A 23,648-nucleotide genomic window follows, 5' to 3' on the forward strand; every position below is an offset into this window, starting at 1 on the left:
CCGATCAGCATGCGCCGGATTTCCGACGTGCCCGCGCCGATCTCGTACAGCTTGGCGTCGCGCCACAGCCGGCCGACCGGGTATTCGTTGATATAGCCGTTGCCGCCCAGGATCTGCACCGACTCGCCGGCCATCCAGGTGGCCTTCTCGGCGGTGTACAGGATGACCGCGGCGCAGTCCTTGCGCACCTGGCGCACGTGTTCGGTGCCCAGCGAATCCAGGTTCTTGCCCACCGTGTACAGATAGCTGCGCGCGGCCTGCAGCGTGGTGTACATGTCGGCCACCTTGCCCTGGATCAGCTGGAACTCGCCAATGCTCTGGCCGAACTGCTTGCGGTCGTGGATGTAGGGGGTGATGACGTCCATGCAGGCCTGCATGATGCCGACCGGGCCGCCGGAGAGCACCGCGCGCTCGTAGTCCAGCCCGCTCATCAGCACCTTGGCGCCGGCGTTTTCCGCGCCGAGGATGTTCTCGACCGGCACTTCGACGTCCTGGAACACCAGCTCGCCCGTGTGCGAGCCGCGCATGCCCAGCTTGTCCAGCTTCTGYGCCACCGAGAAGCCCTTCATGCCCTTCTCGACGATAAAGGCGGTCATGCCGCGCGCGCCCAGGTCCGGCTCGGTCTTGGCGTAGACCACCAGCACATCGCAGTCCGGGCCGTTGGTGATCCACATCTTGGTGCCGTTGAGCACGTAGCGGTCGCCCTTGAAGTCGGCGCGCAGCTTCATGCTCACCACGTCGGAGCCGGCRTTGGGCTCGCTCATGGCCAGTGCGCCGATCCAATCGCCGGAGACCAGCTTCGGCAGGTATTTGGCTTTTTGCGCGGGGGTGCCATTGCGGTGGATCTGGTTCACGCACAGGTTGGAGTGCGCGCCGTAGGACAGGCCGACCGAGGCGGAAGCGCGGCTGATCTCTTCCATCGCGATCATGTGGGCCAGGTAGCCCATATTGGCGCCACCGTACTCCTCCGCCACGGTGATGCCGAGCACGCCGAGATCGCCCATCTTCTTCCAGGCGTCCATCGGGAACTGGTCGGTGCGGTCGATCTCCGCGGCGCGCGGAGCGAGTTCGGCCTGCGCCCAGTTGCGCACGGACTCGCGCAGCATCTCGATGTCTTCGCCCAAGTCGAACTTCAGGCCTGGCAGGTCGGTCATGGCGGTCTCCTGATTCGGTTCTGTTACTCGTGTTTTACGGGTTTCGCGATCTTGCGCCGCGATGGGTGATAGGTGATAGGTGATAGGTGTCAGACGTGTTCGAGCGTGCGCACCACGCACAAGGTCATCAGCATGGTGGCCACCGCCTTGCGCACGCCAGCGGTCTCGGTGAATACATCGCCCTGCGCCACGATCAGCGTGCGGCCGGGCTTGAGCACGCGGCCCACCGCTACCAGGCGCTCGCCCTTGGCCGGCGACAGCAGGTTGATCTTGTACTCCGCGGTCAGCCCCGCCTCACCCTCGCCAACCATCGACAGCGCCGCGTAGCCGCAGGCACTGTCGGCCAGCGCCCCCACGGCGCCACCGTGGAAGAAACCGTGCTGCTGGGTCACGCCCTCGGACCACGGCATGGCGATCTCGACCTCGCCGCGCGTCACCCGTGTCAGCGCCGCGCCGAAGGTGGTCATCAGGCCCTGGCGGGCGAAGCTGGTGGCGATCGCGTCCGCGCGCGCGGCCGGCAAGGAAGTGGATTCGACGGCGAGAGGCATGGGCTTTCCTTTTGTTCGCCGGCCGGCAACGCAGAGGCCCGGCGCGGACGATGGGCTGAGAAGCTATTCTATTTACGTTTACGTAAACGTCAATCAAATCCACCAAAGACCGAATGATAATGCCGCATCAGGCGCTTTTTGCCTCGTCCGCAGGGCCTTCCGCACCTGTCTGGGCCGCCAGCAGTGCCCGGCAATGCCGTTCATGCTGATCGATTTCCGCAAGCTGCGCCTGCAGGTCCTCGAGCTGGCGCTCCAGCGTGCCGCGATGGTGCGCCAGCGAGTGCAGGAAGCGCTCGAGCTGCGGTGCTGTGTCGCGCGGCGATTCGTAGAGATCCAGGATCTCGCGGATTTCGTTCAGCGTCAGGCCCAGCCGCTTGCCCCGCACCGTGAGCTTCAGGCGGGTGCGCTCGCGCCCGTTATAGACACGCTTGCGCCCGCTCGGGCCTTCGCGCTCGGGCGACAGCAAGCCCTGGTCCTCATAGAAACGGATAGCGCGGGGCGTGACATCGAACTCGCGGGCGAGATCGGTGATGGTGTACGTCGGCGTGGCTGGCGAATCTGGCATGGTGACCCAGTAAAAAAGTGAACGGTCGTTCGGTACAGAATGAAGTTTTCGCTTAATATTGAAAAAGCCCGCTCCAGTTGACGTTAACGTTAGCGTCAAGCAAGGCGGCTGGCAACCGTGGCGTGCATCGCCATTTTGCGACGGCTACCGTGACAACGAGAAAGCCCGCCTGCATGCGGCAGCGCATGCACAGGGCTTCGGACGAGAGAGAGACTCCCCATGAACGCACTCGAACACCAACTCCAATATCCGTTTGGCGACACCATGCCCGCAGGCGGCGCGCGGCAGGCAGTCGCGCCTGGCGTCTACTGGCTCCGCATGCCCCTGCCCTTCGCGCTGGACCACATCAACCTGTGGCTGGTACGCGACCGCATCGACGGCCAAGACGGCTGGACCATCATCGACTGCGGCGTCACCAACGACACCATCAAGGCGCACTGGGAAACCATATTCGCCAACGAACTCGAAGGCCTGCCGGTGCTGCGCGTGCTGGCCACGCACTGCCACCCCGACCACATCGGCCTGGCGCACTGGCTGTGCAAGCGCTGGGACGCACGGCTATGGATGAGCCTGGGCGACTATATGAACGCCCGCGTGATGGGTGGCGGGGGCGGCGTTGGCTCCAACGCCGGCGGCGACTTCGCCGCCAGCCACTTCGCCCGCCACGGCCTGACCGACCCCGACAGCCTGGAAAAGCTGCGCGCGCGCAAGAGCTACTACCCGTCGCTGGTGCCCGACCTGCCCACCCAGTACCGGCGCATGATGGACGGCGATATCGTCAATATCGGCACCGACCCCGCCAGGTCCGGCTGGCGCGTGATCACCGGCTTTGGCCATGCGCCCGAACACGTCGCGCTATACAACGCCGGCATCAATGTGCTGATTTCCGGCGACATGGTGCTGCCGCGCATCTCCACCAATGTCAGCGTGTTCGACATGGAACCGGAAGCCAATCCGCTCAAGCTATACCTGGACTCCCTCGGCAAGTACGAGCCGCTGCCCGAGGATGTGCTGATCCTCCCGTCGCATGGCAAGCCCTTCCGGAACCTGCATACGCGGATCAGGCAACTGCGCGAGCACCATGTAGACCGCCTGGCCGAGACGCGCGCGGCCTGCGCGGAAAAGCCGTGCAATGCGCATGACATCGTCGGCGTCATGTTCAAGCGGCAATTTGATATTCACCAGATGACGTTCGCGATGGGCGAAGCGCTGGCCCACTTGCACCTGTTGTGGCACGCGGGGGAAGTCAGCCGGGAAGTCGGGGCCGACGGCGTAGTCAGGTTCAGGATGTTGGCCTGACATCGAAGTCCCGGGCTAGGCATACGGACCGAAAACAGCATAGCCAACCGGCAGTAGCCATGTGGCGCGCCCGAAAGGCGGGCCGCCCCCCAGCGCAATGCGAAGCGAGCCATCAAGGTGTACCAGGCCGTATGGGGCGAGGGGGGGGGCGCCCCATCCGGCGCGCCTTCTTTGCCTACTTTCTTGGCAAGACAAGAAAGTAGGTCGCCGCCCCGCAGGGGTGGTGAAACTGTCTTTGACTTTAAGCCTTTAACTTCGAAGTCAGCCAGCCGCAAACCGCGCCAAATACCCAACCCCCTCAACAGCCCGACTCCCATACCACGAAACCATCTCCCCATCGATCAGCAAAACCTCCTTCCCGATCTGCCGCTCCAGCGCATCCACATGCGCCTCGGTAAACCGATAAGGCTCACTGGAAAGCAAAACCAGATCAATCTCCCGCACCAGCCCCTCGCTCCAGCGAAAACTCGGATAGCGGGTGTCCGCCGTATTGGGCCGGCTGCAATCCCCGTCGACACAGGCTTCCGGCATGGCTCGCGCCGAAGGCCAGGTCTGCCAGTTGACCAACGCCAGCATGCGACTGATATAGGTATCCCTGGACACCGTCATCCACGGATCCTGCCAGATCGCATACAGCACCTTGCGCCCGGGCCAAATCCGGCCACGCACCTGCGCCAGCTCGAACTCCATCGCCTCGCATAGCGACTCAGCTTCGGCAACCCGGCCGAAAATGCCGCCAAGCAAGCGATAAAGCGCAAGATTATCCTCAGGCGCACACGGGTGAGTCACGATCACATGCGGAACGAACCCCCGGATCTCATCGACCGTCTCGCGGCGGTTCTCATCGATATTGACCACCACATGCGTAGGCGCCAGCGCCCTCAGGCGCTCAAGCTTGACATCCTTGGTGCCGCCCACCTTGGCAACGGCACGCACGGCAGGCTCGGGATGAATGCAAAAGCCAGTGCGCGCCACCACCTGCGGCCCCAGCCCCAGCGCAAACAACAGCTCCGTCACCGATGGCACCAGCGAAGCGATACGCACCTCCCCGGCAGCGGGGCCATGCAAGACGCCTGCGGCATCCTGCCAGGTCATGACTGCTTGTCCTGGCTGCGCGGCTTGCGCGGCGCGCGCGAGAAAAGCGCATCGTAAAGCCAGCGCGGCATCAGGTGCAGGATGGACGCCACCACGCCCATCTGCCACGGCAGCACGGCGAAGCGGCGGCCTGCGGCAATGGCACGCACCGCCTTGCGGGCGAATACGTCGGCATCCATCAGAAAAGGCATGCGATAGGGATTGTGCTCGGTCATCGGCGTGCGGATATAGCCGGGTGCGATGGTGACCACGCGGATGCGCTCGCGGCGCTGTTCCAGGCGCAGGCTTTCGAGCAGCTTGATCACGGCGGACTTGGAGGCGCTGTAGGCGCCGCCGCCGGGCAGCCCGCGCACGCCGGCCACGCTGGCAATGCCGACCAGCGTGCCCCGCCAGCCGCCGGCGCCGGGAGCGCGCTCGCGCATGGGCTGCATGAACGGCTGGAAGGTAGTGAGCACGCCGAACCAGTTGGTGTCCATCACCATGCGGAAAGCTTCAAGATCCTCGCGCTCGCTGGCCACGGTGCCGACCGATACGCCGGCGTTGGCGATCACCACATCCGGACAGCCAAAATGATCGAGGAAGTCCTGAGCGGCGAGCTGCATGGCGGCGGCATCGCGCACGTCCGCGGCATAAACGCGCACGGCGTTGGGGTTGGGCAGGCTGCGGGCAAATTCGCGCAGCACGTCTTCGCGCCGGCCAACCAGTCCGAGGATGGCGCCCTGCGCGGCGTACTCGCGCGCCAGGGCCTGGCCGAGTCCGCTCGACGCGCCGGTAAGAAAGACTTTCAGTGCTCGCATCGGGTGGGTCCTGGGGAAACTGCAACACTGTTCATGCCGACAGCCCCATCCCGGCGCGGGCCGGACGCCGCTGCGCCACGCCGGCGCCGGCGGTGCCGGTCGACCGCTGGCGGCCAGGGCTGGCCGCCGCAGGGAATTTACATCTTCTTGTCGCGGACCTGGCCGACAAGGTAATCCAAGGTCTGGATGGCCGCGCCCTTGGTGCCGGCGATGGACGGCGAGGTCACGTACTTGCCCTGCACCACGATGGTCGGCACGCCGTCGATCTTGTAGGCGTCCGCGATCTTGTTGGCGCGTTGCGAGTTGGTGGTCACGGAGAACGAGTTGTAGGCGTCGAGGAACGCCTTGCGGTCAATGCCGTTCTTGGCCATGAAGTCGGCGATCTCGTTCGGGTCCAGCATGCGCTTGCGGTCGACGTGCATGGCGCTGAAGACCTTGCTGTGCATGGCGTCAAGCTTGCCGAGGGATTCCAGCGCATAGAAGATCTTGGTGTGCGGCAGCAGGTCGTCGCGGAAGGCCACCGGCACGCGCTTGAACACGACGTCCTTGCCTTGCTTGCTCACCCAGGCTTCCAGCTCGGGCTCGAAATCGAAGCAGTGCGGGCAGCCGTACCAGAAGAACTCGGTGACTTCGATCTTGCCCGGCGCGACGGGCTGCGGCGCTTTCAGGACCTGATATTCCTTGCCCGAGGTGGGCGTGGCTGCCTGGGCAGGTGCGGTCATCAGGAAACCGGTCACAGCGACCAGCGTGGCGAACAAGGTGGCGAGTTTCTTCATATGGCGCGGCTTTCGAAAATGGGCAATGAGCGTATGACAGCGGCGGGGCGTTCCGGTTCAGCGAACGCCCCGGGTTGTTACTGCTTGGTAAAACGGATCACCGAAGCTTCGAAGCCCGACGACTGCAGCCGGTCGCGCGCGCGGTTCATATCTTCGATCTTGTTGAACGGCCCCAGGCGCACGCGATAGAGCTTGACACCATTGACGTCGCGCTCGGTCACCTTGGCCTCGAAACCCTGCATGGCCAGGTTGGCCTTCTGGCGGTCAGCGTCGTCCTGCGAACGGAAGGCGCCCACCTGCAGCAGGTAGCCGACCTTGTTGGCATCGGCCTGGGCGATCTCGGCGATCGGGTCGGCGACGGGCTTCTCGGCCGGCTTCTCGGCGGCCTTTTCCGCCGGTTTCTGCGCGGGCTTCTCGGCCGGTTTTTCCGCGGGCTTCTCGGTCGGCTTCTCGGTCGGCTTCTCAGCCGGTTTTTCGGCGGGCCGGTTGGCGGCCACCGGGGGCTGGCGCTCAGGCGGCTTCACCGTGGGCGCCGGACCGGCGGGCTGCTCGGGCTCGGCGGCAGGCCCGACGGGCTTGGCCGGCGTCTTGCTCCACAGCGGCTTGTTGGGATCCGTCGGGGCTTCCTGCGCCGGGGCCGGCAGGTTGCTGACGATATTGCCGGGCTCGGACGGCTTCTGAGCGCCCTTTTGCTGGAATGGCGCCGGCGACTTGGTGATGTACAGGGCGACCACTACCGCGATCGCCAGGCCGACGATCAGGCCCAGCACCAGTCCCAGGAACGTACCTCCGCGCTGCGGGGCGCGGCTGGCATTGCGCAGGGCGCGCTTGCGTTGCTGTTGCATGAATTCCTCTAGCGTGATGGCGCGATTATAGAGCCTGCGCCAATCCCGGCATCACTGTCTGTGGTCAAGACGACACGCTTGCCCGTGCCAGGGGGGGAGCCCCCGGCGCGGGGCGTTTACATCCGTTGCGGCGCCGAGACACCGATCACCGCCAGCCCGTTGCGCAACACCTGCCGCGTCGCGGCCAGCATCGCCAGACGGGCCAGCTTGACGGCCTCGTCATCCACCAGCACGCGGTCGGAGTTATAGAAGGCATGGAAATCGCCCGCCACGTCCCGCAGGTAGAAGGCGACCGCGTGCGGCGCCAGTTCGTCCGCCGCCGCCGCCAGCATGTCCGGGAAATCGGCCAGGCGCTGGCCCAGCGCGAGCGCCTGCGGGGTGGCATCGGGGCCGGTCACGGGCGCCAGGTCGGCGCCGGCCAGCGCGGGAAGCTTGGCTTCCCAGTCGGCGCCGCCCCAGGATTCGAAGATCGAGCAGATCCGGGCATGGGCGTACTGCACGTAATACACCGGGTTCTCGTCGTTCTGCTTGAGCGCGAGGTCGACATCGAAAATGAATTCCGTGTCCGCCTTGCGCGACAGCAGGAAGAAGCGCACCGCATCGCGCCCGCGCGTGAAGTGCTCGGGCCAGTCCGCCACGCCGGCTTCCAGGCAGCCGCGGATGGTCTCGCCGCCTTCCGCGCCGTTGCTCCATTCGATCAGGTCGCGCACGGTCACATAGGAACCGGCGCGCTTGGAGATCTTGACCTCCTCGCCGTTCTTCATGACGGTGACCATCTTGTGCAGGATGTAGTCGGGGTAGCCCACGGGGATGCCGATTTCCAGCCCTTGCAGTCCCGCGCGCACGCGCGCGATGGTGCCGTGGTGGTCGCTGCCCTGCACGTTGATGACCTTGGTGAAGCCGCGCTCCCACTTGCTGGTGTGGTAGGCCACGTCCGGCACGAAGTAGGTATAGGTGCCGTCGCCCTTGCGCATGACGCGGTCCTTGTCGTCGCCGTCGTCGGTGGTGCGCAGCCACAGCGCGCCCTCGTTCTCGTAGGTCTTGCCCTTGTCCACCAGCGATTTCACCGTGGCCTCTACCTTGCCGTCGCTGTAGAGGGACGATTCCAGGTAGTAGCGGTCGAACTTGACGCCGAACGCCCGCAGGTCGATGTCCTGCTCGTTGCGCAGGTAGGCCACGGCAAACTTGCGGATCGACTCGATGTCCTCGACGTTGCCGGAGGCCGTCACGGCGTCGCCGTCGGATGCGCGCACGGTCTTGCCGGCCAGGAAGTCGGCGGCGATGTCGGCGATATAGTCGCCGTTGTAGGCCGATTCAGGCCAGCCGGCATCTCCCGGCTTGAGGCCGCGGGCACGCGCCTGCACGGAGGTCGCCAGGGTCTGGATCTGCACGCCGGCGTCGTTGTAATAGAACTCGCGGTGCACGGCGAAACCCTGCCAGTCCAGCAGGTTGGCAAGCGCATCGCCCAGCGCCGCCTGGCGGCCGTGGCCCACGTGCAGCGGACCGGTCGGGTTAGCCGAGACGAACTCGACCAGCACCTTGCCGCGCGCGCCCTGCTCCTGGGCACCATAGCGGTTGCCCTGCTCGAGCACCGCGCGCAGCACGTCGGCCTTGGCGGCCGGCGTCAGGCGCAGGTTGATAAAGCCGGGACCGGCAATCTCAAGCCCGGCCACCAGGCCGGCGGTACGCGCATCGGCCTTGACCGCATCGACAATCTGCTGGGCCAGCTCGCGCGGGTTGCGCTTGAGCGAGCGGGCAACCTGCATGGCGAGGTTGCAGGCCAGGTCGCCGTGGGCGGCCACCTTGGGGCGTTCGAAGGTGGCAGCGGGCAGGGCGGCGTCGGCCGGAGCGAGTGCGCGCACCGCGTCGTTGAACGCAGCGGCAAGGTTGGTGGTCTGAACTGGCAGCATGGATGTCGTGGCCCTGAGGCGGTTGTCTGGTGCCGCCGCGGCGGTCCGGAAGCGGCGGCACCGTCACGGGCGGCATGTGGAGGCCGCGCCGCGTGGCAGGCAATGAATTGCAGAACGCGGAATTTTATCAGGTGCTATGCTGACATCATGCAGCGGGCCTGAAACCGGCCGTTGCGCCCCCTGGACCGAGTCCCGGACAAGCCGCGCGGTCATGTACTTCGCTGTACGCCAAGGAAAGGATAAATCATGCTGATCACCTTCAAATCCCACGCGTCGCAAGACCTCATCATGATGAGGGATCTTGCCGTCACGCTCCTGGGGATTATCGGCAAGCACCTGGGAGAGCGCGGGGTGATCACCACCGAGGAACTGCCCCGCTGCATCCACAAACTGGAAGCCGCGGTGACGGACGCCAAGAAGGTGCACCCGGCCGAGTCGTCGGTATCACCGGGCAAGCAGGAGGAGGACCAGGAGGAGGAGCCCTTGCACCTGGGCCAGCGGGCCTACCCATTCCTCGACATGCTGCGCGCTTCCCTGCGCGAGAACACCGAGGTCATGTGGGGCGTGTAGGCGCCGCACCGGACCTGAACAGCCCATAGTAGCGGAGGCAGGCGCCGCCTGGCGGCGCCCCCGCCGCGGCAGTGCCCTTGCCGCCGGCACCCTTTCCGCTGGCGGCGCATTCTAGCTTCGCCCTCGCACCGCCTCCCCCCTCCGCCCGAAATCCCGGATTGACATAAAAATGGCCCGGCCAATGTTCCTGGCCGGGCGCGCCGGATCAGGGAGTCGATCCGGAAGGGGGAAGAATCGCTTTATTCGATGAGGCGCATGAATCACTAACGGCGCCGGATTGCTAGCCCTTGACCAGCAAGTCCGCAAGTTCGTCCGCGTGCTCTTCCTCGACTGCAAGGATTTCTTCCAGCATGCGGCGCGTGGTCGGATCGCGATCGCCCATGTACTGCACCATCTCCCGATAGCTCTCGATGGCAATACGCTCGGCCACCAGGTTTTCCCTGATCATGTCGGTCAACGATCCGGCCTCGACGTATTCGGAGTGGCTACGCGCCGACAGGGTGTCCGGCGAAAAATCGGGCGCCCCGCCAAGCTGTACGATGCGCGCCGCGATGCGGTCGGCATGGCCCTGTTCTTCGTCGGAGTGGACCTTGAACTCGGCGGCAACCGGCTCGGCGTGAATTCCCTTGGCCATGAAGTAGTGGCGCCGGTAGCGCAGTACGCAGACCAGTTCGGTGGCCAACGCCTCGTTGAGGAGCTTCAGCACGGTAGTGCGGTCCGCGCCGTAGTCCTGCGTGACGGCGCCATCCTCCATATGCTTGCGGGCGCGCTCGCGCAATGTCTTGACGTCGGACAGGAAGCCGCCGCTCACGCCTTTCTCGTTCCGGGACTGCTGGTTCTTGCCTTTGCCGACGGCGGGCTTCTCTGTAACCGGGGTGTCCATGGCGATCATGCTCCTGTGGGATTGGGGAATGGGCTCTGCCAGGCCTGCGCAATTACGATGGGCTTCGACCTGTTTCAGTGCGTGCTTCGGTGCGGTCGGACGCGGCGCATCAGTCCTCTCTGTTGCGTCCGTTGGCAGCCAGCAGCAAACCGACGAATGCGCCCACAGCCGCTGCTATGCCGATCGCCTTCAGTGGCGATGCAGCCACGCTCTGCTGAACCCCGTCCACGGCGTGGTCGACGCGCTCTCGTGCCCGGCTTGCGCCATCCAGCGTGGCACGGCGCAGGTGGCCGCCCAGTGCACGCGTGCGCTCATGCAGCCGGCGTCCTGCCTGCACGGCTTCGGACGAGCCTTCGCGCCCCAGCACTTCCATGGTTTGCTCGAGTTGCGCGATCAGTGCCCTGACCTCGCCGGCAACCGGCCCCGCAGCATCGCGGGTATCGCGCGCGGCATGCCTGATCTGGCGGACCGTGCTCTCGGCACTATCGGCCAGGTGGTTCACTTCCTTTCGGACCTTCGGGTTGTTGGTCAGCATCGCCTTATCTCCGTTTCGTCTGAGGACGCTCTGTGATTCCGTTCGTGCTGTGCTCCGCCTCCGCCTAGCGCCTGACCAGGCCGATCACGAAGGTCACAAGGGCGACCACCAGGAAGATGAAGAACAGGATCTTGGCGATTTCGACCGCGCCTGCTGCGATGCCCCCAAAGCCGAACACGGCGGCAATCAGGGCGATGACAAAGAACACGACTGCGTAGTGCAACATGGTGATGGCTCCCTAAGTGAATTGCGCTACCGCGCCACGCGGCGCGGGCCTGGCAAGTGGCAGCACCTGGCGCCTGGCTATTTCACCGCTTTGAACACGGTCACGCCCAGGACAAGGAACAGTACGAACAGCACCAGGAAGATGAAGAACAGGATCTTGGCAATGCCGGCGGCGCCGGCAGCGATACCTGTAAATCCAAGCAGGCCGGCGACCACGGAAACCACAGCGAAAATAAGCGCCCATTTCAGCATTGACGTTCTCCCTCTTCCCTCGCTGGCTTGCGCGAGACCGCGCAAGGTCATGGCTACATGGTAGAAACCGCCTCGCCGCGCAGACACCGATGGCGCACCGATTCCCTTGTCAGCCAATTCCTACAGGATCCGGATTGGCGCGGCCTCGCGCGCAGCGGCCGCGCACTGCAGGTTGACCGGGGGCCGTCGATGTGCTTCCATCGACGCCGACAGGGTGCATGCCTGGCCCGGACCTCGCCCCGCGCCACGCGGCGCGGGAACGCCCACCGGCCAGGCACCCGTTTTCGGGAAACGACAATGTTCAAGCAGTCAATGTTGCGCTCCACTTTGCTGCTAGCGGGCGGCATCGTGCTTACCGTAGTGGTGCTGATCGCCTCCGAGGCGGGCAACATCCGCTTGCGACAGGGATATACGCAGGTGATCCAGTCGCAGCAGGTGCAGGGCCAGATCACCGCACTGCTTGGCGAGCTGGTCAATGCCGAGGCGGGCCAGCGCGGCTTCCTGCTGACAGGCAAGGAGAGCTACCTGCAACCCTATTACCAGGCATTGCCCCGCATCAATGCGCTGATGAGCGCACTGCGCAACCGCTACGCGGACGACGCGGAAGCGCTCCAGCTGTTCACGCAGGCGTCTACCGCCGTCAACCGCAAGCTGACCGAGATGGACCTGACGCTGATCTACGGCAAGCGCGACGTGGAAGTGGCGCTGGACCTGGTGCGCACCGACTTCGGCAAGCAGACCATGGACAACGCGCGGCGCGGGCTGGAGGCACTGCTCCAGCGCGAAGCCGGATCGGTGTCGCAAAGCCTGGAGTATGCCGACCGCGACCTCGCGCTGTCGCGTTACGGCATTGGCCTGCTGACCGCCATCAATATCGTGCTGCTGATCGTGGTGGGCTTGCAGCATTCGCGGCGCATGGCGGTATCGGAAGCCGCGCGCAGCGAGCTGGAAGAAGAAAGCGCGCGTCTGGACAGCATGGTGCGCGCGCGCACCCGCCAGCTATCGGCACTGGCCTCTCACCTGCAACGTGTTACCGAGGACGAGAAGACGCGGCTGGCGCGCGAGCTGCACGACGAACTCGGCGCCATCCTGACCGCCACCAAGCTCGATATGCACTGGGTGCGCCGCCGCATACAGGAATCCCATCCCGACGTGGCGGAAAAACTCACCCGCGTGATGCTGCATGTCGACCAGGGCATCCAGATCAAGCGGCGCCTGATCGAAGACCTGCGCCCCACGGTGCTGCTCAACCTGGGCCTGAAGGAAGCCATCGGCCAGTTGGTGGAGGAGGTCGCCGCGCGCAACCAGTGGGACTCGGATGTGCAGCTTGCCGAAGCGGTGCCGCCGCTGCGCGACGACGCAGCCATCGCGCTTTACCGTATCGTGCAGGAGTCGCTGACCAACGCGAGCAAGTATGCCGATGCCAGGCGCGTGGCCATTACGCTGGATTGCGCCGACGGCGTGCTTCTGCTGACCGTGAGCGACAACGGGCGCGGGCTGCCGGCGGACTTCGAATCGCGGCGCAGCGTTGGCCACCACGGCCTGCTGGGCATGGAGCAGCGCGTGATTGCGCTGGGCGGCACGCTGGACATCCGCTCGGAGGCCGGCGCGGGCGTGACCATCCGGGTCGAGGTGCCGCTCACCGATGCCATCGTAGCGCCGCCGCGCGAGGAAGATGACGATTTCGGCGATCATGAGCCTGAAAGTGCGCCGCCGGATACGCCGGTGGTCGCCCCGGCGAGCATGGCCGCAAGCACGCCAGCCGGCACACCCACGGCCACGCCCGGCGGCGAGGCGCCGCGCCAGCAGGGCCAGGATACTGGGCCGTAATACGACCAGCCAAAGCAAAAAGGGGCCCCGCGGAGCCCCTTTTGCTTTGCCGTGCCCGTCCGGGCGCAGCGATTCGCGCCTTACATTTTCTGCTTGGTGCTCTCGGCGGCGCCTTGCACCTTCTCGCCGCCCTTTTCGATATCCTTGCCGGCGCCGGCCATCGTGTTGCAACCGGTCACCAGGACGACAACCGCCAGGGCACACAGCGCCATCAGCTTTCTCATGATCTTCTCCTTGCTCTAGGTTGACGCGGCATGGCCGCGATAGGGACTACCGGTACTGCCGGACTGATCTGATGCGTCATCCAATGCCACCGTCCCAAGACAAGAACGCGAACAATTCAATCGCCCGACTGCGCGTATTCCTCGATGACGCGGAACACCTGCTCAAGTTCGAGCGACTTGTCGAAAAAATAGTCCGCCCCGGCCTCGGTGCACTGGCGCCGGTAAGTGGGCACCTGGGCGTGATTGGTGTACACGATGCGGATGCCAGATGCGTGGGTCTTCTGCATGGCACGAAGTACATTGATGCCATTGCCTTGCCGCAATTGCAGATCGACGATGACGACCTCGTACTTGCCCGCCTCGTAGAGGCGCAGCGCCGAGCTTTCGGTATCCGCCCAATCGACAGTCTCGACAAACGGGAATGCGCTCAGGTATTCAAGCAACATACCTCGCAAGACCGCCGAGTCCTCGATTAGCAGGACCCGCAGCGCTCGATACGAAGGGGCTGCGGCTTGATCCAACATGACTTAATGGTAGCAACAGAGTATGGAGAGAAACTATCGGCGTCCGTCCTACAGCGGCGCCGCGCGGGCGGGGGATTTCCGTTCCGGCAACGCCGCATCCACGGCTTGCAGGGCCACCGCGGGCGGCATCCGGAGGCGGGCCACGCAGGATAGCAAACGCAGGGGAATGGGCATCGCGCCCGCGCCGCCTACTCCACCAGACCGTTCTTGATGGCGTAGTAGGTCAGGTCGGCATTGGTCTTCATGCCCATCTTTTCGAGAATGCGCGAGCGGTACGTGCTTACCGTCTTGACGCTCAGGAACAGTTCCTCGGCGATCACCGAGACCGACTGGCCGCGCGAAAGCTTGCAGAAAATCTGGAACTCGCGCTTGGACAAGGTCTGGTGCAGCGGCTGATTGGTCGGCTTATCCAGCCCGCCAATGAGCAGGTCCGCCACGTTCGCGCTGACATAGCGCCGGCCCTGGGCCACGGTGCGGATCGCCTTGACCAGGTCGTCAGGCGCGCTTTCCTTGGTCAGGTAGCCGGACGCGCCGGCGCGAATCAGGTTGATGGCGTACTGGTCTTCCGGATAGGTGGAAAGGATCAGCACCGGAAGGTCGGGATGCCGCTGGCGCAGCAGCTTGAGCACGTCGATGCCATTGCGATCGGGCATCGAGATATCGAGTACCACGACATCGAACTCGAGCTCACGCAGGCGCGTCATCACTTCGTCGCCGCTGGCAGCTTCCCCTTCCACCCGGATATCGGGCTCGTCGGCAATGAACTGGCGCAGACCAGCGCGCACGATCTGGTGATCGTCGGCGATCAAAACGCGAATCATGGGATTCTCCCTGGGCATGGATGCCCCAGCTCTCGGGAGCGGCGGGGCTAATGCATTGTAGAGCTTGCAAAGCCGCGCGAATGTCGGTGTAAGGCTGACACGCCCCGTGCAGGCCGCGCGAACGAAAAAGGGACGGGTTGAACCCGTCCCTTTCGTTCCAGCCCGGCCGCGCACCGCTCGGCGCGCTCCAGGCTTGCCGGCCCAGGCTTACTGGACCTTGGTCGCCGCGCCGGTATCGGCGGCCGCGCTGGTGTCGGCCGCGGCTTCGCCCTTCTTGCTCTTGGCGTGGCTGGTGTGCTTCTTGGTCTTGGCGGTGGGCTTTGCCTGCGCGCCGGTAGCAGCGTCTGCCTTGGCGTCCAGGCCGGCGTTCACGCCTGCGCCAGCCGCCGCACCCTTGTCTGCGGGCGCGCTGACCGCGGGCGCCGAGATGGCGCCGGTGGCACCAGCCTTCGCATCAACGCCGGTACCTTGCGCCATGGCCAGCGAGGAAGCGGCAGCGATCGAGAGAGCGGAAAGGGAGATCAGCAGTTTATTCATTGAGAGGCTCCTGGCAGTTTGCGCCGCCGCGAAACATTCGCTGCGGTGTTCACTTGATGTGAGCCCTCAGTCTAGGGATGCGGAGCCGCGCGGTCTGTTAGGAGATGTAATGCCTTGTAAGGAGTGGTGAAGAACTTACAAAGTCACATCGGCAGGCCCGGAGAAGCTTTTCCCCTGCTTGCCCAACGGCTTGCGGCGGCGCGGGGGCACAAAACGCCGCCGCCGCCGCACGCATGCGGTTACAGGTTAGGCGCGAGCGCGCGCTCCAGCACGCTGCGTTCTTCGCCACGGCGCGCCACCATGTCGTCGAGCTGGTCCTGTCCGATCTTGCCCACGGAGAAGTACGTGGACTCCGGATGCGCCAGGTAAAAGCCGCTCACCGAGGCCGCGGGCGTCATCGCCAGCGAGTCGGTGATGCCCATGCCGATCTCGGCCGTATTGAGATAGTCGAACATCGGGCCCTTGACGGTGTGTTCCGGGCAGGCCGGATAGCCCGGGGCCGGACGGATGCCGCGATAGCTTTCGGCGATCAGTTGCTCGTTGGTCAGCACCTCGCCGGCGTCGTAGCCCCACAGATCCTTGCGCACGCGTTCGTGCAGGCATTCGGCGAAGGCTTCGGCCAGGCGGTCGGCCAGCGACTTGAGCATGATCGCGCTGTAGTCGTCGTGGTCGGCCTCGAACTGCGCTTCCTTCTTGTCCACGCCGATGCCGGCGGTGACGGCGAACACGCCGATGTAGTCCGCGACGCCGCTGTCCTTGGGCGCGACGAAATCGGCGAGGCACCGGTTGGGCCGCATCACGCCGTCGATCACCGGACGCTCGCTCTGCTGGCGCAGGTTGTGCCAGGTCAGCGCGACCTGGCTGCGGGTCTCGTCGGTGTAGATCTCGATATCGTCGTCGTTGACGGTGTTGGCCGGCAGCAGCGCCAGCACGCCGTTGGCCGTCAGCCAGCGGCCCTGGATCAGGCGCGACAACATGGCCTTGCCGTCCGAGAACACGCGGCGGGCGGATTCGCCGACGATCTCGTCATTGAGGATGTCGGGGAATTTGCCGGCCAGGTCCCAGGTCTGGAAGAACGGCGCCCAGTCGATGTAGTTGGCCAGCTCGGTCAGGTCGTAGTTGCGGAAGATGCGACGACCGATGAATTTCGGCTTGGGTGGCACGTAGGCGTTCCAGTCCACCGGCGTCTTGTTGGCGCGGGCCTTCGCCAGCGACACCATCGGCGTGGCCTTCTTGTTGGCGTGCTGGTGGCGGATGCGCTCGTAGTCGGTCTTCAGCTCGTCCAGGTACCTGGTCGCGCCCTCGTCGGACAGCAAGCTCGACGCCACGCTGACCGAGCGCGAGGCGTCCGGCACGTAGACCACCGGGCCTTCGTAGTGCGGCGCGATCTTGACCGCGGTATGCACGCGCGAGGTGGTGGCGCCACCGATCAGCAGCGGGATCTTCTTGATGCGGAAGTAGTCGTCGCGCTGCATCTCGGAAGCGACGTAGGCCATTTCCTCGAGCGACGGCGTGATCAGCCCGGACAGACCGACGATGTCCGCGCCCTCGACCTTGGCGCGCGCCAGGATCTCGTTGCACGGGACCATCACGCCCATGTTGACCACTTCGAAGTTATTGCACTGGAGCACCACCGAGACGATGTTCTTGCCGATGTCGTGCACGTCGCCCTTGACGGTGGCGATGACGATCTTGCCGCGTGCCTTGACGTCGCCGCCGGCCTCGGCCAGCAGGCGCTTCTCTTCTTCGATGTAGGGCAGCAGGTGAGCCACGGCCTGCTTCATCACGCGAGCGCTCTTGACCACCTGCGGCAGGAACATCTTGCCGGCGCCGAACAGGTCGCCCACGATATTCATGCCATCCATCAGCGGGCCTTCGATCACCTCGATCGTGCGGCCGCCGCGCGCTTCCACGTGCTGGCGCACTTCCTCGGTGTCTTCCACGATGAAGGTGGTCAGGCCATGCACCAGCGCGTGCGACAAGCGGTCGGCCACCGGCACCGGATTCTCCGGGGTGCCGCGCCACAGCAGGTTTTCTTCTTTCTTCGCGCCGCCGCCCTTGTAGCGGTCGGCGATCTCCAGCAGGCGATCGGTACTGTCCTCGCGGCGGTTGAGCACCACGTCTTCCACGCGCTCGCGCAGTTCGGGGTCGAGCTGGTCGTACACGCCGAGCTGGCCGGCGTTGACGATGCCCATGTCCATGCCCGCCTTGATGGCGTGGTACAGGAACACGGTGTGGATGGCCTCGCGCACAGCATCGTTGCCGCGGAAGGAGAACGACACGTTGGACACGCCGCCGCTGACCTTGGCGTACGGCAGGTTCTGCTTGATCCAGGCGGTGGCCTCGATGAAGTCCACCGCGTAATTGTTGTGCTCCTCGATGCCGGTCGCCACCGCGAAAATGTTCGGGTCGAAGATGATGTCTTCCGGCGGGAAGCCAACTTCGTTGACCAGGATGTCGTAGCTGCGCTTGCAGATCTCGGTCTTGCGGGCAAAGGTATCGGCCTGGCCCTGCTCGTCGAAGGCCATCACCACGGAAGCGGCGCCATAGCGGCGGATCAGCTCGGCGTGATGACGGAACTGCTCCTCCCCCTCCTTAAGCGAGATCGAGTTCACCACGGGCTTGCCCTGCACGCATTGCAGGCCGGCCTCGATCACTTCCCACTTGGACGAGTCCAGCATGATGGGCACGCGCGCGATATCGGGCTCGGAGGCGATCAGGTTGAGGAACCTCACCATGGCGGCCTTCGAGTCCAGCATGGCCTCGTCCATGTTGATATCGATGATCTGCGCGCCGTTCTCGACCTGCTGGCGGGCCACCACCAGCGCCTCGTCGAACTGGCCGTTGAGGATCATGCGGGCGAAGGCCTTGGAGCCGGTGACGTTGGTACGCTCGCCGACGTTGACGAAGAGCGTGTCCTCATCGATGGTGAAAGGCTCGAGGCCGGACAGGCGCATCGGGCGCGACGGCAGGGTATCGTTGGTCATGGCTTGATCTTGTTCTGTGGGCTCGCGATGCATGTTCAGGCGGCGGCACGGTCGTCGCCGTCGCGGTACTGGCCAGGCCAGGCGCGCGGCTTCTTGCTGGCCACGCTCCGCGCGATGGCGGCGATGTGCTCGGGCGTGGTGCCGCAGCAGCCGCCCACCAGGTTGACCAGGCCGGACGCGGCGAACTCTTCCACCAGCGACGACGTGACCTCCGGGGTTTCGTCGAAGCCGGTATCGCTCATCGGGTTGGGCAGGCCGGCATTGGGGTAGCACGACACGGCCGCGTCGCAGATCTTGGCCAGTTCGGCGATGTACGGGCGCATCAGCGTGGCGCCCAGCGCGCAGTTCAGGCCGAAGGTGATCGGGCGGGCGTGGCGCAGGCTGTTCCAGAACGCTTCGACGGTCTGGCCCGACAGAATGCGGCCGGAGGCATCGGTCACGGTGCCGGAGATCATCACGGGCAGGCGCTCGCCAGTGTCCTCGAACAACTGGTCGATAGCGAACAACGCGGCCTTGGCGTTGAGCGTGTCGAAGATGGTTTCCACCAGGAACACGTCTGCGCCGCCTTCCAGCAAACCCTTGCCCTGCTCGTAGTACGAATGGCGCAGTTCCTCGAAGGTCACGTTGCGCGCGCCCGGGTCGTTGACGTCCGGCGAGATGCTGGCGGTCTTGGGCGTGGGGCCGAAGGCGCCGGCCACGAAGCGGGGCTTGTCCGGCGTGCTGTACTTGTCGCAGGCTTCGCGCGCCAGCCTGGCGGCGACGACGTTCATCTCGTACGCCAGGTCCGCCATCTTGTAGTCTTCCTGCGCCACGGCCGTGGCACCGAAGGTGTTGGTCTCGATCAGGTCGGCGCCGGCGGCCAGGTACTGCTCGTGGATCTCGCTGATGACCTGCGGGCGGCTCAGCAACAGCAGTTCGTTGTTGCCCTTGACGTCGACATGGTGCCCGGCGAAGCGTTCGCCGCGGTAGTCCGCCTCGGTCAGCTTGTAGCGCTGGATCATGGTGCCCATGGCACCGTCCAGGATCAGGATGCGCTCGCGCAGCAGGGCCGGCAGGTTGGCCGCCCGGGTATAGGGGCGCGCGGGAGGAAGCGAGGCGGGACGTGGGGCGGCGCTCATGTGGGGCTCGACAGCAAGGGAAAAGAGTCCGATTTTATCAGTTGCATCAATGGTTTGCGGAATAACGGACGCGGGCAGGCCAGTGCGCGCGAAGGCGCTCGCGGGTTGCCGCATGGCACCGCCCGGCCCTACACTGGGGAACCTTCCCATTACCGAGAAGCCTTTCCCATGCAACACCTTAGTCCCGGCGACGCGCAAACCCTGCTCAGCGAATCGCCCGATGCGCTCTTCATCGATTGCCGCAGCGAGATGGAATACCTCTTCGTGGGACACCCGAAAGGGGCGCACAACGTGCCCTGGAACGATGGCCCGGACTGGGAGGTGAATCCGCATTTTGTGCAGTCGGTGAAGAAGCTGGCGGGGCAGGCGTCGGCCCGCCCTGTGCTGCTGATCTGCCGCAGCGGCAACCGCTCGACAGCGGCCGCGAGAGCGCTGGAGGGCGCGGGGTTCTCCACGGTCTACAATGTCCTGCACGGCTTCGAGGGCGACCTGGACGCCGAACGCCATCGCAATACGCTCAACGGCTGGCGCCATGCTGGCCTGCCCTGGGAACAATACTGAGAGACACTGGGAACGCCGGGGACCGGCGCCTTGAAAACGAGAAGCCCGCGCATTGCGCGGGCTTCTCGTTTCCGTTTCACTCGCCGGCCGCCCTTGAGCGAGGAACCGGCAGAGGCGGCTACAAGCCTAGTGCATCACCAGCGGCTGAACCATCACGGTGTCGAACTTGCCAAGGAAATCGTCCACCTCTTCCACCGACGGCTCGCTCTCGATCAGACGTTGCACGTCCGCGCGAAAGCTCTCGGCCATCTGGCCGCCGAGGAAAATCTCGCGTTTCAGGTTCTTGTCGACGATTTCATAGCCGCCAGAGGCAAGAGGCGCATGCTCGACATCCGCACCAAACTCGACAATGCAGTAATTGTCGCTGTTGTAGATCATTTGCATGGCATACCTCCTGGCTGTCATGGGTAAGCGGCGGGCCAATGATTCTTCCGATTACCGGCACACTGGCCGGTTGCCCTCCGCGATTTCACCTCCAAGCTGAGGGTGTTTGCCGTGTTTTCAAGATTCTTGCTTCGGCGAACCGCAGGAATTAAGCGTTCCCTCACTACATTGGGCAACGGCGCTGTCAGCAAGTTCTTGAGTTATGTTCGAAAGATATTGCTGGAAATTACCGGATATCGCATCAGGGCGCCTCGCACTGTGCCCCACAAGCCGCATTACCAAGGAAAGCGTCGAGCACTGCGTGAAAACGCTCGGCTTGTTCGAGATGGGCAAGGTGCGCCGCCCGGGGCAACACTTCCAGGCGCGCGCCGGGGATGGTCGCGGCAATCTCGCGCGCCATCTCCGGAGGCGCGCCCTGATCCTCCTCGCCGACTACCACCAATGTGGGGCAATGAATGCGTGCGATCGCCCCGGCCAGGTCGAATGCCATGATGGCCTGCCCCGATCCCACATAGCCATGCACGGGCGTGGACAGGATCATTTCGCGCACGCGCTGCGCCTCCTCCGGATGCGCGGCCCGGTACGGCGCGCTCAGCCAGCGCTCCAGCGTGCTGTCAGCCACGCCCGCCATGCCGTGCGCCTCCACGTGGCCGATGCGGTCATGCCACATCGGGTGGGCATCCAGCGGGGTACGGTTGACGGTATCCACCAGCGTAAGCGACAGCAACCGCTCCGGATACCGCACAGCCATCGTCTGCCCGATCATGCCGCCAACCGAGACGCCGACGAAATGCGCCTCCGGCACCGCCAGCGCATCCATCAGGGCGGCCACGTCGTCGGCCATGCGGATCATCGAATAGGCGCCGATCGGCGCATCGCTCTGGCCATGCCCGCGCAGGTCGTAGCGCAGCACGCGATAGCGCGGCGCCAGGTGGCGCGCGGTGGCGTCCCACAAGGTATGGTTGGCACCCAGCGCGTGCGCCAGGATCACCCACGGGCCATCGCCCCCGTCGATGCGAACCTGGAGGCTGATATCGCCCACGCTGACGCGGCGGGCCTCGGACGGTGGCTGGGTGGCGCTCATGGCAGGTCTCCGGAAGTTGAGCAAACGCGGTGAACCACGGCGGCAACCGACGCGCCACCGCTTGACGAATCATTGACGACTCATTGACGACTCAGCGCAGCGCTTCGCTGTCGCGGTAGACGAGTTCGATCTGGGTGCCGTCGGGCTCCGTCTGGCGCAGCTTCACCGGCATCCACTGCAGCGACTGCGCCAGCCACACCTCCACCCGCCGGCGATCGCCCGCATGCCGCGGCAGGCGCATGAAATGCTTGGCGTGTACCGCTCCGTGACCGGTGTCGACGTCCTCCTCTCCCACATACTGCACCTGCATCGGCTCCAGGTCACGCGTATCCGCCACCTCGAAGGTTTCGGTGACGCCGGGCGTGGCGTAGCGCTGCGGATTTCCGCGGACCAGCCCGACCAGTTGCAGGAATACGCTGAAGCGGTCCTGGCCCGCGGCGGGCAAGGGCACCTGCTTGTTGCGCCCCTCGAAGACCAGGGCGCCGGCGGCGCGGTCGAAGCGGGCCGCCTCGCTGCGGTTGCGGCGGTTCTCCTCATAGCGCTCCGGCGCCAGGCCGCGTTCACTGAGTGCGCCGCTGCTGTGGAAGTTGAAACGGAACCACAGCACCCGTGTTTCCACCGCAAGCAGATAGCGCGCTCCGTCCTGCTGCCAGCGGATGAGGCCATCCGGATTCTGTACGCCGTTGACGAAGCTGGCGTAGTGCAGCAGCCTGGACGGCGGCGGCGAATAGCGAACGCCGTCCGCCGGCAAGCCCGCGTCCGCAGCCGCGGGCGCGGACGCGGATGCGGCACCCTGCCCGGCCTGGCCGCCGGCGCTCGCCATGGCCGGGCCGGAGCCAGGCGCAGTCAGCAGCGTCGGCGCCTCCGCGGTGGCCGGCGTCTCAGGGTGGGATTCCGGGAGCGATTCGGCCGGGACGGGTTCTGGCGCTGCCTCCGGCCGCGGCGCGGCGGGCCGCTTCTGCACAACGGGTGCCGGATGCGACGGCGCTTTCGCGGCCGGCGGCTCCGGCGGCGGCAGCAGGATGGCCTCGATCGCCGGCATGGCGGTCGGGTCGCCCGGCGGGCCGGGAAGGTGCATCAGGCCCACCACCACCAACAGGTGCACCGCCAGCACGAGCGCAAGCGCGAGCGCCAAGCGCACGCGGCGCGAGGCGGGCTTGTCAGGAAAGGCCGTTCGGCCCGTTCGTCGGGCTGCCACCAAGATAACCAAGCTCCGAAGAAATCTGCCGGGCGATGTCGCGTACGTGACGATCGACCGTACCGCCCCATTCTGCATCGAATACGCTCTGCGCGCCGAGCACGATCAAAGCCATCGCGACATGGCCGTTGGCGTCGAACACCGGCATCGAGAATGCATTGATGCCCGGTAGCACGCCACCTTTGATGCGCGCCGCGCCATGCACCCGCACGTCCTCGCAGACCGCGTCGTAGTCGGCCAGCGAGCGCGGCAGGCCCGGAATATCGTCATGGCCGCGCTCGGCCAGTTCCCGTTCTACCAGCGGCCGCGTTTGTTGTTTCGGCAGATAAGCGCCATACAGGCGGCCGGTGGCGGAGTTGAGCATGGGCATGACATCGCCCAGGCGCAGGCTTACCGTAACCGGGTGGCTCGACTCCTCCCAATGCACGATGGTCGGGCCGTGGTTGCCCCACACGGCGATGCCGATGGTCTGGTCCATTTCGTCGCGCAACTGCGACAGAATCGGGCGGGCCTTCTTGACCGGATCCAGCCGGTTCAGTCCCGCGAGGCCAAGCTGCAGCGCGAATGGGCCCAGGTCGTAGCGTCCGCCCACCGGGTCCTGCGCCACCATGCCCAGCCGCTGGAAACTGACCAGGTAGCGGTGCGCCTTGGCCGGATTCATGTCGGCGGCGGCGGCCAGGTCGCGCAGCATCATGGCGCGCGGCGACGCGGCCAGCGCCTGCAGCAACTTGAAGCCAACCTCGATCGACTGGATGCCGGAACGCAATTTGGAATCGTCTTCTTCGAGTTCGGTCATGCGGCAACTTGCGGAAAAACGGTGAATAAGCCATGCACGAATCACATCCCGGAATAATACGGGCGAGACGATCACGCAGGTTGGAACCTAAATTTACTATAGCGAAATCGATTTACCAATTTTTAAACCG

The 23,648-nt window shown here is 65.2% G+C and carries 25 protein-coding genes and 1 pseudogene; 4 read left to right on the forward strand and 22 right to left on the reverse strand.

Annotated elements, in window-relative coordinates; translation table 11 throughout:
• The 3 genes from AC1DS6_RS38670 to AC1DS6_RS38680 form a co-directional block, all read right to left on the reverse strand.
• The coding region (locus AC1DS6_RS38670) for an isovaleryl-CoA dehydrogenase (RefSeq protein WP_477104493.1) at positions 1-1,154 on the reverse strand (1,154 nt) is incomplete at its 3' end.
• A gap of 89 nt (positions 1,155-1,243) precedes the next feature.
• On the reverse strand, positions 1,244-1,702 hold the full coding sequence (locus AC1DS6_RS38675) for a PaaI family thioesterase (RefSeq protein WP_441637520.1): 459 nt from the start codon (positions 1,700-1,702) through the stop codon (positions 1,244-1,246).
• Between the two features lie 127 nt (positions 1,703-1,829).
• Positions 1,830-2,267 (reverse strand): MerR family transcriptional regulator, encoded by a 438-nt coding sequence (locus AC1DS6_RS38680; protein ID WP_441637518.1) that lies wholly within the window; start codon positions 2,265-2,267, stop codon positions 1,830-1,832.
• A gap of 219 nt (positions 2,268-2,486) precedes the next feature.
• On the opposite strand from AC1DS6_RS38680, the gene AC1DS6_RS38685 reads away from it, so the two are divergent.
• Positions 2,487-3,566, forward strand: a complete 1,080-nt coding sequence (locus AC1DS6_RS38685) for an MBL fold metallo-hydrolase (RefSeq protein WP_477104494.1) — start codon at positions 2,487-2,489, stop codon at positions 3,564-3,566.
• Positions 3,567-3,827: 261 nt separating this feature from the next.
• Here AC1DS6_RS38685 and AC1DS6_RS38690 read toward each other — a convergent pair whose 3' ends face one another.
• From AC1DS6_RS38690 to argS, 5 genes are all read right to left on the reverse strand, one after another.
• On the reverse strand, positions 3,828-4,661 hold the full coding sequence (locus AC1DS6_RS38690; protein WP_441637515.1) for a helical backbone metal receptor: 834 nt from the start codon (positions 4,659-4,661) through the stop codon (positions 3,828-3,830).
• Positions 4,658-5,458, reverse strand: coding sequence for an SDR family oxidoreductase (locus tag AC1DS6_RS38695; protein ID WP_441637513.1), 801 nt, complete (start codon positions 5,456-5,458; stop codon positions 4,658-4,660). Before AC1DS6_RS38695 ends, AC1DS6_RS38690 begins: the two co-directional genes overlap by 4 nt.
• A 137-nt stretch (positions 5,459-5,595) precedes the next feature.
• Entirely contained in the window at positions 5,596-6,234 is a 639-nt protein-coding gene (locus tag AC1DS6_RS38700) for a thiol:disulfide interchange protein DsbA/DsbL (protein WP_441636180.1), read from the reverse strand.
• A 77-nt stretch (positions 6,235-6,311) separates the two neighbouring features.
• Positions 6,312-7,079, reverse strand: a complete 768-nt coding sequence (locus AC1DS6_RS38705) for an SPOR domain-containing protein (protein WP_441636178.1) — start codon at positions 7,077-7,079, stop codon at positions 6,312-6,314.
• A 116-nt stretch (positions 7,080-7,195) separates the two neighbouring features.
• Positions 7,196-8,989 (reverse strand): arginine--tRNA ligase, encoded by a 1,794-nt coding sequence (argS, locus tag AC1DS6_RS38710; RefSeq protein WP_441636176.1) that lies wholly within the window; start codon positions 8,987-8,989, stop codon positions 7,196-7,198.
• 246 nt (positions 8,990-9,235) lie between these two features.
• On the opposite strand from argS, the gene AC1DS6_RS38715 reads away from it, so the two are divergent.
• On the forward strand, positions 9,236-9,559 hold the full coding sequence (locus AC1DS6_RS38715) for a DUF1840 domain-containing protein (RefSeq protein ID WP_441636174.1): 324 nt from the start codon (positions 9,236-9,238) through the stop codon (positions 9,557-9,559).
• Between the two features lie 280 nt (positions 9,560-9,839).
• On the opposite strand, the gene AC1DS6_RS38720 is transcribed toward AC1DS6_RS38715, so the two are convergent.
• The 4 genes from AC1DS6_RS38720 to AC1DS6_RS38735 form a co-directional block, all read right to left on the reverse strand.
• Entirely contained in the window at positions 9,840-10,313 is a 474-nt protein-coding gene (locus AC1DS6_RS38720) for a ferritin-like domain-containing protein (RefSeq protein WP_441636182.1), read from the reverse strand.
• A gap of 238 nt (positions 10,314-10,551) precedes the next feature.
• Positions 10,552-10,977 carry a glycine zipper domain-containing protein gene (locus AC1DS6_RS38725; RefSeq protein WP_441636172.1) on the reverse strand — a complete coding sequence of 142 codons (426 nt, stop codon included), beginning with the start codon at positions 10,975-10,977 and terminating at the stop codon, positions 10,552-10,554.
• A 64-nt stretch (positions 10,978-11,041) separates the two neighbouring features.
• Entirely contained in the window at positions 11,042-11,203 is a 162-nt protein-coding gene (locus tag AC1DS6_RS38730; protein WP_441636170.1) for a DUF1328 domain-containing protein, read from the reverse strand.
• Between the two features lie 77 nt (positions 11,204-11,280).
• Positions 11,281-11,454 carry a DUF1328 family protein gene (locus AC1DS6_RS38735; protein ID WP_035859073.1) on the reverse strand — a complete coding sequence of 58 codons (174 nt, stop codon included), beginning with the start codon at positions 11,452-11,454 and terminating at the stop codon, positions 11,281-11,283.
• 297 nt (positions 11,455-11,751) lie between these two features.
• Between AC1DS6_RS38735 and AC1DS6_RS38740 the strand changes: the two are divergent.
• Positions 11,752-13,110, forward strand: a pseudogene (locus tag AC1DS6_RS38740) (CHASE3 domain-containing protein); the annotation flags it as partial.
• A 254-nt stretch (positions 13,111-13,364) separates the two neighbouring features.
• Here AC1DS6_RS38740 and AC1DS6_RS38745 read toward each other — a convergent pair.
• The 6 genes from AC1DS6_RS38745 to AC1DS6_RS38770 all read right to left on the reverse strand — a co-directional run bounded on the left by AC1DS6_RS38745 (position 13,365) and on the right by AC1DS6_RS38770 (position 19,495).
• Positions 13,365-13,508: an entericidin A/B family lipoprotein gene (locus AC1DS6_RS38745; RefSeq protein WP_441636168.1), complete on the reverse strand. Its 144-nt coding sequence runs from the start codon at positions 13,506-13,508 to the stop codon at positions 13,365-13,367.
• A gap of 116 nt (positions 13,509-13,624) precedes the next feature.
• On the reverse strand, positions 13,625-14,032 hold the full coding sequence (locus AC1DS6_RS38750) for a response regulator (RefSeq protein WP_035859079.1): 408 nt from the start codon (positions 14,030-14,032) through the stop codon (positions 13,625-13,627).
• Positions 14,033-14,220: 188 nt separating this feature from the next.
• Positions 14,221-14,853: a response regulator gene (locus AC1DS6_RS38755; protein ID WP_035859081.1), complete on the reverse strand. Its 633-nt coding sequence runs from the start codon at positions 14,851-14,853 to the stop codon at positions 14,221-14,223.
• A gap of 207 nt (positions 14,854-15,060) precedes the next feature.
• Positions 15,061-15,390, reverse strand: coding sequence for a hypothetical protein (locus AC1DS6_RS38760; protein WP_035859082.1), 330 nt, complete (start codon positions 15,388-15,390; stop codon positions 15,061-15,063).
• A 239-nt stretch (positions 15,391-15,629) separates the two neighbouring features.
• Complete coding sequence (gene metH / locus AC1DS6_RS38765; RefSeq protein WP_441636165.1) at positions 15,630-18,377, reverse strand: methionine synthase; 2,748 nt, start codon at positions 18,375-18,377, stop codon at positions 15,630-15,632.
• Between the two features lie 35 nt (positions 18,378-18,412).
• Positions 18,413-19,495, reverse strand: a complete 1,083-nt coding sequence (locus AC1DS6_RS38770) for a homocysteine S-methyltransferase family protein (RefSeq protein WP_035859084.1) — start codon at positions 19,493-19,495, stop codon at positions 18,413-18,415.
• Between the two features lie 168 nt (positions 19,496-19,663).
• Here AC1DS6_RS38770 and AC1DS6_RS38775 point away from each other — a divergent pair, with 168 nt between their 5' ends.
• Entirely contained in the window at positions 19,664-20,056 is a 393-nt protein-coding gene (locus tag AC1DS6_RS38775; RefSeq protein ID WP_006161304.1) for a rhodanese-like domain-containing protein, read from the forward strand.
• A 126-nt stretch (positions 20,057-20,182) separates the two neighbouring features.
• Here the strand turns inward: AC1DS6_RS38775 and AC1DS6_RS38780 are convergent, their stop codons facing one another.
• The 4 genes from AC1DS6_RS38780 to AC1DS6_RS38795 form a co-directional block, all read right to left on the reverse strand.
• The gene (locus tag AC1DS6_RS38780; RefSeq protein WP_035859088.1) at positions 20,183-20,440 is read right to left on the reverse strand and encodes a BTH_I0359 family protein; all 258 of its coding nucleotides are present in this window, start codon (positions 20,438-20,440) and stop codon (positions 20,183-20,185) included.
• Between the two features lie 241 nt (positions 20,441-20,681).
• Positions 20,682-21,524, reverse strand: a complete 843-nt coding sequence (gene pcaD, locus AC1DS6_RS38785) for a 3-oxoadipate enol-lactonase (protein WP_441636162.1) — start codon at positions 21,522-21,524, stop codon at positions 20,682-20,684.
• A gap of 91 nt (positions 21,525-21,615) precedes the next feature.
• Positions 21,616-22,665 (reverse strand): DUF3108 domain-containing protein, encoded by a 1,050-nt coding sequence (locus tag AC1DS6_RS38790; protein WP_477104495.1) that lies wholly within the window; start codon positions 22,663-22,665, stop codon positions 21,616-21,618.
• 19 nt (positions 22,666-22,684) lie between these two features.
• Positions 22,685-23,518 carry an IclR family transcriptional regulator gene (locus AC1DS6_RS38795; protein ID WP_441637188.1) on the reverse strand — a complete coding sequence of 278 codons (834 nt, stop codon included), beginning with the start codon at positions 23,516-23,518 and terminating at the stop codon, positions 22,685-22,687.
• Positions 23,519-23,648 lie beyond the last annotated feature (130 nt).

It is taken from the genome of Cupriavidus sp. 05L310, from assembly GCF_056398185.1.